The organism is Micromonospora sp. NPDC051924, assembly GCF_055586005.1.
In genome coordinates, this window is record NZ_JBVJJA010000029.1 from 87729 (window position 1) to 100742 (window position 13014).

Consider the following 13014-nt stretch of genomic DNA (forward strand, 5'->3'; position numbering starts at 1 on the left):
ACCGCTCACCGGCCGCGCGCCGGGAAGCGGATCACGCGCCGCACTGTCAGGATTGACCCCGTGGTGATCCGACGCGTACTGGCGCCCCGCATCGACTTCGGCGCGCTGCGCCGCGAGCTGGGACTGCCCGAGAGCTTCCCGACCGCGGCGCAGCGCGAGGCCGACGAGGCGGCCGCCGCGCCGCTGCCCGGCGTCGCCGACCGGACCGACGTCCCGCTCGTCACCCTCGACCCGGCGACCTCGCGCGACCTCGACCAGGCGATGCACCTCAGCCGCCGTCCCGGGGGCGGGTTCCGGGTCCGGTACGCGATCGCCGACGTCGCCACACACGTACGCCCCGGCGGGGCGCTGGAGGAGGAGACCTGGCGCCGCGGGCAGACGGTCTACCTGCCGGACGGCAACGTGCCGCTGCACCCGCACACGCTCAGCGAGGGGGCGGCCAGCCTGCTGCCCGACGCCGACCGGGCGGCGGTGCTCTGGACCATCGACCTCGACGCCGACGGCGCGACGGTCGCCGTCGCCCTGGAGCGGGCCCGGGTGCGCAGCCGGGCCAAGCTCGACTACGTCGGCGTGCAGCTCGCCGCCGACGCCGGCCGGCTGCCCGAACCGATCGCCCTGCTGCCCGAGATCGGTGCCCTGCTCACCGCCCGCGGGCTGCGCCGGGGCGCGATCAACCTGCCGCTGCCCGAGCAGGACGTGGAGCCCGACGGGGACGGCTGGCGGCTGGTGCTGCGCGGGCCGGGCCCGATGGAGGATCACAACGCGCAGATCTCCCTGCTGACCGGGATGGCCGCCGCCGACATCATGCTCGCCGGCCGGGTCGGGCTGCTGCGGACCATGCCGGCGCCGAAACCGGAGGCGGTGGAACGGCTGCGGCTGGCCGCCGGCCCGCTGGGTGTGCACTGGCCGGCGGGGATGTCGGTCGGTGAGGTGCTCGCCGGGCTCGACGCCTCGCAGCCCCGGGCGGCGGCCTTCATCGACCAGGCGGCCGAGCTGATGCGCGGGGCCGCGTACACCGCCTTCGACGGCGAGCTGCCGGAGCAGCCGGAGCACGGCGGGGTGGCCGCCGCGTACGCCCACGTGACCGCGCCGCTGCGCCGGCTCGCCGACCGGTACGCGACCGAGGTCTGCCTGGCCCTGCACGAGGGTCGCGAGGTGCCCGAGTGGGCCCGCGCCGCGCTGTCCAAGCTGCCGGAGGTGATGGGGAGCACCGACCGGACCGCGTCGGCGGCGACCCGGGGCGCGGTCGAGCTGGCCGAGGCGGTGCTGCTGTCCCACCGGGTGGGGGAGACCTTCGAGGCGGCGGTGCTGGACGTGGACGGGTCCCGCCCGGCCGCGGAGGTGCCCCGCCAGCCCGGACACGTCGGCGCGGAGCGGCCGGCGGTCCCGGGCGGCGCACCCCCGGACCGGCCGGGCGGGAGCGGTGACGGGCGGCCGGGTGGGAACGGTGGCGGCAAGGCGGGCCGGCCGCCCGGCGGCACCGTCGCCCTGGACGAACCGCCGGTCCGCGCCCGCTGCCTCGGTGAACTGCCGCTCGGCGAGCGCGTGGCGGTCCGCCTGGTCGCCGCGGACCCGACCGAGCGCAAGGTCCTCTTCGAGCGCGCCTGACCCCGGACGTTGTGGCCCAGCCCGAAACGCAGGGGCAGCGGGGATTGTCACAGGGCCGGGCCGGCGTGCGGGGCGGTGATCTTTGCGAGGATGGCGGCATGGCTTACGACGCGACCACGCTGCCCGACGTCTCCGGGCTGACCGTCGGCATCATCGGTGGCACCGGGGACCAGGGCCGGGGGCTCGCCTACCGGTTCGCCCGGGCCGGGCAGACCGTGCTGATCGGCTCCCGGTCGGCCGAGCGGGCGGCGCAGGCCGCCGCCGAGATCGCCGCGCTGCCCGGCGTGCCGGCCGGCACCGAGGTGTCCGGCGCGGACAACGACGAGGTCGCCCGGCGCAGCGACGTGGTGATCATCGCGGTGCCGTGGGACGGGCACGCGGCCACCGTCGCGGCCCTGGCCGGACCGCTCGCCGGCAAGATCGTGGTCGACTGCGTCAACCCGCTCGGCTTCGACAAGCAGGGTCCGTACGCGCTCACCGTCGCCGAGGGCAGCGCCGTCCAGCAGGCCGCCGGGCTGCTGCCCGAGTCCCGGGTGTGCGCCGCGTTCAACCACGTCTCGGCGCCGCTGCTGGCCGACCCGGAGGTCGACCGGATCGACCTCGACGTGCTGATCTGCACCGAGGACCGGGAGCTGGTCGGGGTGGTCGCCGCGCTGGCCGCCCGGATCCCCGGCATGCGGGGCATCTACGCCGGCCGGCTGCGCAACGCCCACCAGATCGAGGCGTTCACCGCCAACCTGATCGCGATCAACAAGCGCTACAAGGCGCACGCCGGCATCCGCGTGACCGACCTCTGAGGTCAGGAGCCGGCGGTGGCGGGAGTCGGCGCCTCGACGAGATCCGGGGGAAGCCGGAGCGCCGCCCAGCCCCCGTCCGGCCGGAAGTCGGTGTAGGTGCCGTCGAACGGGAACTCACCCGCCTCGATGAGCCTGGTCAGCCGCTCGCCCTCGGCCCGGACGGCGTCGGCGGTGGCCTGGTCGAAATAGAGCGGGTTCCCGATGCGCTCGGCGAATTCCTCGCTGTCCTTCCACTCCCAGTGCCGCTCTGGCGTCACGACGATGTCGAGGATGAGGTCGTTGGTGTCGACGCCGTCGGGCCGCCGGACGTACGGCTCCTCGAGGTTGACGTACCAGCCGGCGAAGACGCCGGCCCGGAAGAACCACCACACCGAGTACGCGGCCGCGGGCGGCATGAGCACCAGGATGTCGAACTCCTGCCAGGTCAGGACGGTCAGCCGTGGCTCGCGCATCCGGTCGATGGTGACCTCGTGCTGGGTGTTGCCGTCGGCGTCGACGAGCCGGGCGAAGTCGCTGCCGGCCGGGTGCCAGAGCAACAGGCCGGCCTCGCTGTCGGACACCACCCGCATGGGCTGCACCCAGGTGCACCGGTCGCCGCGCAGATAACGACGGGTGATGACCCGCCCCGGCTCGAAGATCATCGCCAGACCGTACCGGAAACGGCCGGCCGCGGTCGTCCCGCTGCGCGGAGTCCGGATATCGTCGGCAGACGCCCGTCGTCGTACCCGTACGGCACCATCGCCGCATGGAGTGGCAACTGGTGATCGATTGTCGGGAGCCGTCGCGGCTCGTCGCGTTCTGGGCCGAGGCGCTGCGCTACCGGCCGCAGCCCCCGCCGGACGGGCACGCCACCTGGCGCGACTGGTACCTCGCGGTCGGCATCCCCGCCGAGGAGCTCGGCGAAGGTGACTGCCTCGACCGGCTGGAAGACCCGACGGGTGCCGGCCCCACCATCTGGTTCCAGCCGGTGCCCGAGCCGAAGTCGGTCAAGAACCGGCTGCACGTCGACCTGAAGGTGGGCGGCGGCCGGGGGGTGCCGCTGCCACGCCGGCGGGCGGCCGTCGACGCCGAGGTGGCCCGCCTGACCGGGCTGGGCGCGCGGGTGCTCGGGTCGATGGACGACCCCGACAACGGCTACTACTCGGTGCAGCTCGCCGACCCGGAGGGCAACGAGTTCTGCGTGGTCTGACCCGGCCCGGGCGGCGCGCCCGAGGGCCACGCCGCCCGGCGTACCGGTCAGAAGGTGTGCTCGGCGGCGGGGAACTCGCCGCCGCGTACCTCGTCGGCGAAGCGGCGGGTGGCGTCGGTCAACGCCCCGGCCAGGTCGGCGTAGCGCTTCACGAAGCGCGGGGCCTTGCCGGTGCGCAGCCCGGCCATGTCCTGCCAGACCAGCACCTGGCCGTCGGTGTCCGGGCCCGCGCCGATGCCGACGGTGGGGATCCGCAGCTCGGCGGTGATCCGCTTGGCCACCTCACCCGGGACCATCTCCAGCACCACCGCGAAGGCGCCCGCCTCGGCGACCGCCCGGGCGTCGGCGATCACCTCCTCGGCGGTGTCGCCCCGGCCCTGCACCCGGTAGCCACCCAGGGTGTGCTCGCTCTGCGGGGTGAAGCCGATGTGCGCCATCACCGGGATGCCGGCCCCGACGATCGCCTCGATCTGGGCGGCGCACCGCCGGCCGCCCTCCAACTTCACCGCGTGGCAGCCGCCCTCCTTCATGAACCGCACCGCGGTCCTCAGTGCCTGCGTCGGCCCCTCCTCGTACGAGCCGAAGGGCAGGTCACCGACGATCAGCGAGTGCCGGGTCGCCCGGACCACCGCGCGGACCAGGGGCAGCAGCTCCTCGGCGGTCACCGGCAGGGTGGTCTCGTAGCCGAAGACGTTGTTCGCCGCCGAGTCGCCGACCAGCAGCACCGGGATCCCGGCCTGGTCGAAGATCGAGGCGGTGTACTGGTCGTACGAGGTGAGCATCGCCCAGCGATCGCCGCGCTCCTTGGCGGCGATCAGGTCGCGGGTGCGGACCCGCCGGGTGGCCGGCCCGCCGTAGAGGGCGGTCACCTCGGTCGGGGTGGACTCCACCATGACTCTCTCCTTCCTCGAGGCCGCGCTCGCGGTCCCCGGGTTCCGCCGCGATCGTCGCACCGGAGAACCGGCCGGGGGCAGGCCGGAGTGGAGGATTTCACTTCCCCGGCCCGGAACGGGGAGGTGGTCAGCCGTGCTCGCGCCAGCGGTTGGTGATCGGCAGCCGGCGGTCCCGCCCGAACGCCTTGATGGAGATCTTGGTGCCGGGCGCGGACTGCCGGCGCTTGTACTCGGCGGTATCCACCATCCGCAGCACCTTGTCCACGACCGCCGGGTCGTGGCCGGACGCGATCAGCCCGTCCCGGCCCAGGTCGCCGTCGACGTAGCCGATCAGGATCGGGTCGAGCACGTCATACGCCGGCAGGGTGTCGCTGTCGAGCTGGCCGGGGCTCAGCTCCGCCGACGGCGGCTTGCCGATCGAGCTCTCCGGGATCGGCGGGGTCTCGCCCCGGCGATCGGCGTCCGCGTTTCGCCACTTGGCCAGCCGCCAGACCAGCGTCTTCCAGACGTCCTTGATCGGGTTGTAGCCGCCCACCGAGTCGCCGTAGAGGGTGGAGTAGCCGACCGCCAGCTCGCTCTTGTTGCCGGTGGTGAGGACCAGGTGACCCTCCTGGTTCGACAGCGCCATCAGGATCACGCCGCGTACCCGGGCCTGGAGGTTCTCCACGGTGATCCCGGAGAGCGACATGTTGGCCAGGAAGGTGTCCACCATGGGCTGGATCGGCTCGATCCGGTAGTCCAGGCCGGTCCGCTTGGCCAGCTCCTCCGCGTCGGCCCGGGAGTGCTCGGAGGAGTGCTGGCTGGGCAGCGACACCCCGACCACCCGGCCCGGGCCGAGCGCGTCGACCGCGATGGCCGCGCAGACGGCGGAGTCGATGCCGCCGGAGAGGCCGAGCACCACCGACGGGAAGCGGTTCTTGTTGACGTAGTCGCGCAGGCCCAGCACCAGCGCCTGCCACACCTCGGCCTCGTCGGCGACCGGCTCGATGATCCCGCCGTGCGCGGCCGCGCCGCTGGGGGCGGGCGGGAGGATGTCGCTGACCTTGGCTCGGACGATCCGCATCTCGTCGGCCAGCTCGTCGCCGTGGTCGACCGGCTCCTTCGCCGGGGGCAGCTCGACGTCCTGCACCAGCAGGTGCTCGACGAACTGCGGCGCCCGGGCGAGCAGCATGCCGTCCGCGCTGACGATCATCGAGTCGCCGTCGTAGACCAGCTCGTCCTGGCCACCGACCATGTTCACGTACGCGACGGTGGCGCCGGCCTCGGCGGCCCGGCGGCGGACCAGCGGCAGCCGGATGTCGTCCTTGTTCAGCTCGTACGGCGAGCCGTTGATGTTGAGCACCAGCCCGACGCCGGCCCGGCGGGCCACCGCGAACGGGCCGCCGGCCTGCCAGAGGTCCTCGCAGATGGTCAGCGCCACGTCCACCCCGCCGATCCGCACCACGGTCAGGGTGTCGCCGGGAACGAAGTACCGGTCCTCGTCGAAGACGCCGTAGTTGGGCAGGTGGTGCTTGAAGTAGGTGGCCACGACCGCGCCACGGTGCAGCAGCGCGGCGGCGTTGCGGGCACCCCTGCCCGGCTCGGCGTCGGCGCTCACCTGGGGCGGGCCGTCCGCGTCCAGGTAGCCCACCATGACCGGCAGGTCGCCGAGCCCGTCGGCGGCCAGGTCGGCGGCGAGCCGCTCCAACGCGGCCCTGGACGCCGCGACGAAGGAGCGGCGGAACACCAGGTCCTCCACCGGGTACCCGGTCAGCATCAGCTCCGGGAAGAGGGTGAGCTGGGCGCCGGCGTCCGCGGCCTTGCGGGTCCAGGCACGGACCAGGTCGGCGTTGCCGGCGATGTCGCCGACGGTGGGGTCGACCTGGCACAGCGCGAGACGCAGGGTGGGCATGCCTTCATCTTGCCCCAGCCGGACGGGCCGAACCGGGCCGGACGCGGGAGACACCGGACACCCGCACCGGGCGGCGAGCCGGCGGGCCGAAGCGGCGTCCCCGGGGCGGGACACGGCGGGACGGCTCCCGGGGTGGTGACGTAACGTCGGCGTAACGAGGCGGGTGGAGACTGGGCGGTCAGGCCGGACCGGCCCGACCGGCGCCGGACGTACGTGCAACGAGGGGTGGAAGTGGACCGTCAGCAGGAGTTCGTCCTCCGTACGCTGGAAGAGCGGGACATCCGGTTCGTCCGGCTGTGGTTCACCGACGTGCTCGGCACGCTCAAGAGCGTCTCGGTGGCCCCCGCAGAGCTGGAGGCGGCGTTCGAGGAGGGCATCGGTTTCGACGGCTCGGCGATCGAGGGCTTCGCCCGGGTCTTCGAGTCCGACATGGTGGCGATGCCCGACCCCACCACCTTCCAGGTCTTCCCGTTCGAGGGCGGGGTCAGCGGCGAGAGCGCCCGGATGTTCTGCGACATCCTGCTCCCCGACGGCACCCCCTCCTGGGCCGACCCGCGGCACGTGCTGCGCCGGGCGCTCTCCAAGGCCGCCGAGAAGGGCTTCACCTTCTACACCCATCCCGAGATCGAGTTCTTCCTGCTGGAGAACGGCGCCAACGACGGCTCGGTGCCGACCCCGGTGGACACCGGCGGCTACTTCGAGCACACCACCCACGCGGTGGCCCGGGACTTCCGCCGCCAGGCGGTGCTGGCCCTGGAGCGGATCGGCATCTCGGTGGAGTTCAGCCACCACGAGGTCGCCCCCGGCCAGCAGGAGATCGACCTGCGCTACGCCGACGCGCTGACCACCGCCGACAACATCATGACCTTCCGGCACGTGGTGAAGGAGGTGGCGCTCTCCACCGGGGTGCAGGCCAGCTTCATGCCGAAGCCCTTCACCGACCAGCCGGGCAGCGGCATGCACACCCACCTGTCGCTGTTCGAGGGGGAGCGCAACGCGTTCCACGACGCCGGCGACCCGATGAAGCTCTCCAAGGTGGCCAAGTCGTTCATCGCCGGGCTGCTCACCCACGCCCGGGAATACACGGCGGTCACCAATCAGTGGGTCAACTCGTACAAGCGGCTCTTCCCGCAGGCCCTGCCGGACCGGATCACCGAGAGCCCGGCGTACGTCTGCTGGGGCCATCTGAACCGGTCCGCGTTGGTCCGGGTGCCGGCCTACGGCAAGCCGAACTCGGCCCGGGTGGAGGTCCGCTCGCCGGACTCGGCGACCAACCCCTACCTGGCCTTCGCGGTCATGCTCGGCGCCGGCCTCAAGGGCATCGAGGAGGGGTACGAGCTGCCTCCGGGTGCCGAGGACGACGTCTGGTCGCTGAGCAGCGCGGAGCGCCGGGCCATGGGGTACGAGGCGCTGCCGGAGAACCTGGCCGAGGCGATCGACGTGATGGCCGGCTCGGAGCTGGTCGCCGAGATCCTCGGCGAGCACGTCTTCGACTTCTTCCTGCGCAACAAGCGGGCCGAGTGGGAGCAGTACCGCCGCGAGGTCACCCCGTACGAGCGGCAGCGCTACCTCTCGCTCTAGATCGGACTGGTGCGGTGCCGCTATCGTCTGCGGCACCGCCCCGGCAGCCGCGTCGGGCGGGCGAGCCGGGGGAGGCGTTCGGTGCTGGGAGATCTGCTCAACGGGGCGTGGCAGAGCATCGTGTTCGGCATCGTCGGGGTGGGCCTGTTGGCGGCCGGCTTCGTGCTGGTCGACCTGCTCACCCCGGGCAAGCTGCGCGAGCTGATCTGGGTGCGCCGCAACGGCAACGCGGCGCTGCTGCTCGCCGCCAACCAGCTCGGCATCGCCGGGATCGTCTTCACCGCCATCCTGACCAGCTACCGCGACTTCGAGAAAGGCCTCGCCTCCACGGTGATCTTCGGCGTGGTCGGCCTGCTGGTGATGGCGCTGGCCTTCTTCGTGCTCGACCTGCTCACCCCCGGCAAGCTGGGCGAAGTCATCTGCTCCGACGACCCGCACCCGGCGGCCCGGGTCAGCGCCGCCACCCACTTCGGCGCGGCGCTGATCGTCTGCGCCTGCATCGCCTGAGCGCTGTCGTACCCGGGGCATAGCGTCCGGGGCGTGAACCGGACCGACCGTCTCTACGCCCTGGTCGAGGAGCTGCGGGCGGTGTCGCCGCGGCCGCGCAGCGCCCGCTGGCTGGCCCAGCGCTTCGAGGTCAGCGCCCGGACCATCGAGCGGGACATCGCCGCGCTCCAAGGCGCCGGCGTGCCGATCTGGGCCGAGCCGGGCCGCACCGGCGGTTACGTGGTCGACCGGGCGCGCACCCTGCCGCCGGTCAACCTGAGCCCCGGCGAGGCGGTGGCGATGGCCGTGGCGCTGCACCGCCTCGGCGGCACGCCGTTCGCCGCCGCCGCCGGCGCGGCGCTGCGCAAGCTGGTCGCGGTGATGCCGGCCGCCGACGTGGCCGAGGCCCACCACCTGGCCGGCCGGGTGCGGCTCATCGGCGGCGGGCCGGTCGCGCCCGTCCCGGCCGCCGTCGCCGACGCCGTCGCCGCGCGGCGGGTGCTGCGCCTGCGGTACGCGGACCGCGCCGGCGTGGACTCGGTGCGCGACGTGGAGCCGCTGGCCTATCTGGGCAATCCGACGCACTGGTACCTGGTCGCCTGGTGCCGGCTGCGGGACGGGCTGCGCTGCTTCCGTACCGACCGGATCGTCTCGGTGCGCCCGCTGGCCGAGACGGTCAGCCGGGAGCTGCGCCCGGAGGACATCGACATCCCGCACGACCGGGTGCACCCGCTTAGCCTGGTCTGAGGCCGAGAACGTTCGGAAACACCGACAGGACGGTGTCGCGGACGTCCCCGAGGCTGACTCCTGACGACGCCGGCCGAGCGGCCGGCGCACCGAGGAGGAAGCATGTCCAGCACGCCCGTCACCTGGTTCGAGATCGGCTCCGACCGGCCCGAGGAGGTCGAGCGTTTCTACGCCGACCTGTTCGGCTGGACGTTCGAGGAGCAGGGCGGCCCGGGTGCGTCGTACCGGCAGACGACGGCCGGTGGGGAGCAGGGAATCGGCGGCGCGATCCGGGCCACCAACGGCGACTCCCCGAACTACGCGATCTTCTACGCCGAGGTGGCGGACGTGGCGGAGACCTGCCGCCGGGCCGAGGCGGCCGGTGGCAAGGTGCTGGTGCCGCTGCGCACCACGCCGAGCGGGCTGGCCTTCGCGCACCTGCTCGACCCGTCGGGCAATCACCTCGGCGTCTTCACCCCGCCGGCCGCGGGATGACGGAGGCGGGTGTGGTTGTCGTCGCCCCGATGGCGGACAACCACACCCGGACCCGGCACCTGCCTACGAAAGGCGTTGCCGCAGGTGCAAGTCTTTCCATGACCAAGTCGCAAAAATGTTGACGCCCGTCGATTGTGAACCCCTGGTTTCCGGGGATCGAAGCTGATAACTTCCTGGCACCGCGTCCCGCAAGTTCTTGCAACGCCTTCATCCTCTTGCGCCCGTGCGGCGGGCGCGGACGCCAGGGAGAGCCACCATGAGGCGGAGAGCCACCACCATCCGACGCCGCTGGGGCGTGCTCGCGCTCGTCGCCGGCCTGGTCGCCGCGCTGCCGCCGTTCACTGCGGCCGCCGCGGCCAACACCGTCACCGTCTACTACCAGCCACCGGCCGCCTGGGGTACGTCGGTCAACATCCACTACGGCATCGACGGTGCCGCCTGGACCCCGGTGCCCGGCGTGCCGATGGACAGCGGCTGCACCGGCTGGCGGCGCAAGACCATCGACCTCGGCACCGCCACCGGCCTCCAGGTCGTCTTCACCGACGGCGGCGGCGCCTGGGACAACAACAACGGGGCGAACTACCGGCTCGGCACCGGCACGGTCACCGTCGCCGCCGGAAGAATCGGCACCGGCGACCCGTGCGCCACGCCCACCCCGTCGCCGAGCCCGTCCGGCAACACCGTCGAGGTCTGGTACCACCTCACCCCGCGCGGCTGGACCGCCGCGAACATCCACTACCGACCCGACGGTGGCAACTGGACCACCGCGCCCGGGGCGGCCATGGAGGTGCGCTGCGCCGGCTGGGCCGGCCGGGTCGTCGACCTCGGCGCCGCCACCGGGCTGACCGCCGCCTTCAACGACAACGCCGGCGCCTGGGACAACAACAACACCGCCGACTACACCATCGGCACCGGGCGCAGCACCGTCGACAACGGGGTGGTGACCGCCGGCGCCGCTGACCCGTGCGCCCCGACCAGCCCGGACACCACGCCGCCGTCGACCCCGGGCGGGCTCACCGCCGTCGCCGACGGGTTGGCCGTCACCCTCACCTGGGCCGCCGCCACCGACGACCGGGGTGTCACCGGGTACGAGCTGACCCGCACCGGGGGCGTCGGCGGCACCACCGTCACCAGCACCACCACCCGGTACGTGGCGTACGACCTGGCGCCGCTGACGACGTACACCTGGACCGTGCGCGCGCTGGACGCGGCCGGCAACCGGTCCGCGGCGAGCGCGCCCGCCACCGCGACCACCGGGAGCGCCCCGGTCGGCGGCGCGCCGCTCGGCGGCGACCCGCGCGAGGACAGCATCTACTTCGTCATGACCGCACGCTTCGCCGACGGCGACACCACCAACGACCGGGGCGGCAGCCAGCACGTGGCGTCGGGCAACGCGGCCAACAACGACCCGATGTTCCGGGGCGACTTCCAGGGACTGATCGACAGGCTCGACTACATCAAGGGGCTCGGCTTCTCCGCGATCTGGATCACCCCGGTGGTGCTCAACCGGTCCGACTACGACTACCACGGCTACCACGGCTGGGACTTCTACCGGGTCGACCCGCGCCTGGAGAGCCCCGGCGCCTCCTACCAGGACCTGATCAACGCGGCCCACGCCAAGGGCATCAAGATCTTCCAGGACGTGGTCTACAACCACAGCTCCCGCTGGGGTGCCAAGGGCCTCTTCGTGCCCACCGTCTACGGCGTCCGGGACGACCAGTGGAAGTGGTACTACGACCAGCCGCAGGCGGGCCGGGAGTACGACCCGCTGGTCGAGGCGGCCGGGACCGACCCGGCGCTGACCCCCGAGCAGAACGCCAAGGCAAAGGGGCGCCCCTACAACGGCGACCTGTGGTCGTCCGCCGCGCCCACCGGCAACCAGTGCCCCAACTGGGGTACGCCGACCGGCGCGCGCAGCCCGGAGGGCTACCCGATCTACACCTGCCAGTGGCCCACCCCGACCAGCCGGCTCTTCCCCGCCGACCTCTACCACCAGTGCTGGATCGGCAACTGGGAGGGCGAGGACGCGCGCAGTTGCTGGCTGCACGAGGACCTGGCCGACTTCAACACCGAGAACGCCACCGTGCAGCAGTACCTGATCAACGCGTACAACCGGTACATCGACATGGGGGTGGACGGCTTCCGGATCGACACCGCCGTGCACGTCCCGCGGGTCACCTGGAACCGGCGCTTCCTGCCCGCCATCCAGCAGCACGCGGTCGCCCGGTTCGGCGAGAAGGGCAAGGACTTCTACGTCTTCGGCGAGGTCGCCGCGTTCGTCAACGACAAGTGGAACCGCGGCTCGGTCAACCATTCCGCCCAGTTCTTCACCTGGGCGGAGCGCAAGGAGTACAGCCCGGACGACGTCAAGGCCGCGATCGAGCAGTACGACTACGAGCAGCTACTGGGTCCCGCTGGCCAGCCCACCAGCGACAACGCCTTCCTGCGCCGGAACGACTACCACGCCCCGGACCACTCGAAGTTCTCCGGCATGAACGTCATCGACATGCGCATGCACATGAACTTCAGCGACGCCACCAACGCGTTCCTCAACGGCAGGGACTCCGACGACAGCTACAACGACGCCACCTACAACGTGGTCTACGTCGACAGCCACGACTACGGGCCGAACAAGTCCTCCACCCGGTACGCGGGCGGCACCGACGCCTGGGCGGAGAACATGAGCCTGATGTGGACGTTCCGGGGCATCCCCACGCTCTACTACGGCTCTGAGGTCGAGTTCCAGAAGGGGGCCCGGATCGACTGCGGGCCGACCTGCCCGCTCGCGACCACCGGCCGCGCCTACTACGGCGACCGCCTGGCCGGCAGCGTCACGGCCACCGACTTCGGCGTGGTCGGCTCGGCCAGCGGGGCGGTGGCGACCACGCTGAGCCAGCCGCTGGTGCGGCACGTGCAGCGGCTGAACCGGATCCGCCGGGCCGTCCCCGCCCTGCAGAAGGGGCAGTACTCCACCGACGGGATCAGCGGGAACACCCTCGCGTACCAGCGGCGGTTCACCGCCGGCACGGTGGACAGCTTCGCACTGGTCACCGTCTCCGGCGGCGCCACCTTCAGCGGCATCCCGAACGGCCGCTACGTCGACGCGGTCACCGGGAACGTGCAGACGGTCACCAACGGCACCCTCGCCGCCCAGGTCAACGGCAAGGGCAACCTGCGGGTCTACGTGCTCGACCTGCCCGGCAACCCGGCACCGGGCAAGATCGGCGGGGACGGGCCGTACCTGCGCTGAACGGGCGGGGGGGGGGGGGGGGGGGGGGGGGGGGGGGGGGGGGGGGGGGGGGGGGGGGGGGGGGGGGGGGGGGGGGGGGGGGGGGGGGGGGGGGGGGG

The 13014-nt window shown here is 72.8% G+C and carries 11 protein-coding genes; 8 read left to right on the top strand and 3 right to left on the bottom strand.

The annotated features are described in order from the left end of the window. Positions 1 to 60: 60 nt before the first annotated feature. Both ACZ6S5_RS22655 and npdG read left to right on the top strand, forming a co-directional pair. Entirely contained in the window at positions 61 to 1608 is a 1548-nt protein-coding gene (locus ACZ6S5_RS22655) for an RNB domain-containing ribonuclease (protein ID WP_466003403.1), read from the top strand. A 98-nt stretch (positions 1609 to 1706) separates the two neighbouring features. Further along, positions 1707 to 2405, top strand: coding sequence for an NADPH-dependent F420 reductase (gene npdG / locus ACZ6S5_RS22660; RefSeq protein ID WP_466003405.1), 699 nt, complete (start codon positions 1707 to 1709; stop codon positions 2403 to 2405). Positions 2406 to 2407: 2 nt separating this feature from the next. Here the strand turns inward: npdG and ACZ6S5_RS22665 are convergent, their stop codons facing one another. After that, a complete protein-coding gene (locus ACZ6S5_RS22665; protein WP_466003407.1) occupies positions 2408 to 3046 on the bottom strand; it encodes a ribonuclease FAU-1 family protein in 639 nt (212 codons plus the stop codon). Positions 3047 to 3150: 104 nt separating this feature from the next. On the opposite strand from ACZ6S5_RS22665, the gene ACZ6S5_RS22670 reads away from it, so the two are divergent. Next, positions 3151 to 3594: a VOC family protein gene (locus ACZ6S5_RS22670; RefSeq protein ID WP_466003409.1), complete on the top strand. Its 444-nt coding sequence runs from the start codon at positions 3151 to 3153 to the stop codon at positions 3592 to 3594. Between the two features lie 47 nt (positions 3595 to 3641). On the opposite strand, the gene panB is transcribed toward ACZ6S5_RS22670, so the two are convergent. Then, on the bottom strand, positions 3642 to 4487 hold the full coding sequence (panB, locus tag ACZ6S5_RS22675) for a 3-methyl-2-oxobutanoate hydroxymethyltransferase (protein ID WP_466003411.1): 846 nt from the start codon (positions 4485 to 4487) through the stop codon (positions 3642 to 3644). A gap of 127 nt (positions 4488 to 4614) precedes the next feature. Further along, on the bottom strand, positions 4615 to 6378 hold the full coding sequence (locus ACZ6S5_RS22680) for an NAD+ synthase (protein ID WP_466003413.1): 1764 nt from the start codon (positions 6376 to 6378) through the stop codon (positions 4615 to 4617). Between the two features lie 231 nt (positions 6379 to 6609). Here ACZ6S5_RS22680 and glnA point away from each other — a divergent pair, with 231 nt between their 5' ends. From glnA to ACZ6S5_RS22705, 5 genes are all read left to right on the top strand, one after another. Beyond that, positions 6610 to 7959: a type I glutamate--ammonia ligase gene (gene glnA / locus ACZ6S5_RS22685; protein WP_466003415.1), complete on the top strand. Its 1350-nt coding sequence runs from the start codon at positions 6610 to 6612 to the stop codon at positions 7957 to 7959. An 81-nt stretch (positions 7960 to 8040) separates the two neighbouring features. Beyond that, positions 8041 to 8466 carry a DUF350 domain-containing protein gene (locus ACZ6S5_RS22690; protein ID WP_466003417.1) on the top strand — a complete coding sequence of 142 codons (426 nt, stop codon included), beginning with the start codon at positions 8041 to 8043 and terminating at the stop codon, positions 8464 to 8466. Positions 8467 to 8499: 33 nt separating this feature from the next. After that, complete coding sequence (locus tag ACZ6S5_RS22695) at positions 8500 to 9192, top strand: helix-turn-helix transcriptional regulator (protein ID WP_466003419.1); 693 nt, start codon at positions 8500 to 8502, stop codon at positions 9190 to 9192. 102 nt (positions 9193 to 9294) lie between these two features. Beyond that, entirely contained in the window at positions 9295 to 9666 is a 372-nt protein-coding gene (locus ACZ6S5_RS22700; RefSeq protein WP_466003421.1) for a VOC family protein, read from the top strand. 256 nt (positions 9667 to 9922) lie between these two features. Further along, positions 9923 to 12916, top strand: a complete 2994-nt coding sequence (locus ACZ6S5_RS22705; RefSeq protein WP_466003423.1) for a carbohydrate binding domain-containing protein — start codon at positions 9923 to 9925, stop codon at positions 12914 to 12916. Positions 12917 to 13014: the final 98 nt, after the last annotated feature.

Excerpts from the sequence above, each read along its gene's own strand:
- npdG (WP_466003405.1), top strand. The coding sequence starts at position 1,707 with ATGGCTTACGACGCGACCACGCTGCCCGACGTCTCCGGGCTGACCGTC.
- ACZ6S5_RS22665 (WP_466003407.1), bottom strand. The coding sequence starts at position 3,046 with ATGATCTTCGAGCCGGGGCGGGTCATCACCCGTCGTTATCTGCGCGGC.
- ACZ6S5_RS22670 (WP_466003409.1), top strand. The coding sequence starts at position 3,151 with ATGGAGTGGCAACTGGTGATCGATTGTCGGGAGCCGTCGCGGCTCGTC.
- panB (WP_466003411.1), bottom strand. The coding sequence starts at position 4,487 with ATGGTGGAGTCCACCCCGACCGAGGTGACCGCCCTCTACGGCGGGCCG.
- ACZ6S5_RS22680 (WP_466003413.1), bottom strand. The coding sequence starts at position 6,378 with ATGCCCACCCTGCGTCTCGCGCTGTGCCAGGTCGACCCCACCGTCGGC.
- ACZ6S5_RS22700 (WP_466003421.1), top strand. The coding sequence starts at position 9,295 with ATGTCCAGCACGCCCGTCACCTGGTTCGAGATCGGCTCCGACCGGCCC.
- ACZ6S5_RS22705 (WP_466003423.1), top strand. The coding sequence starts at position 9,923 with ATGAGGCGGAGAGCCACCACCATCCGACGCCGCTGGGGCGTGCTCGCG.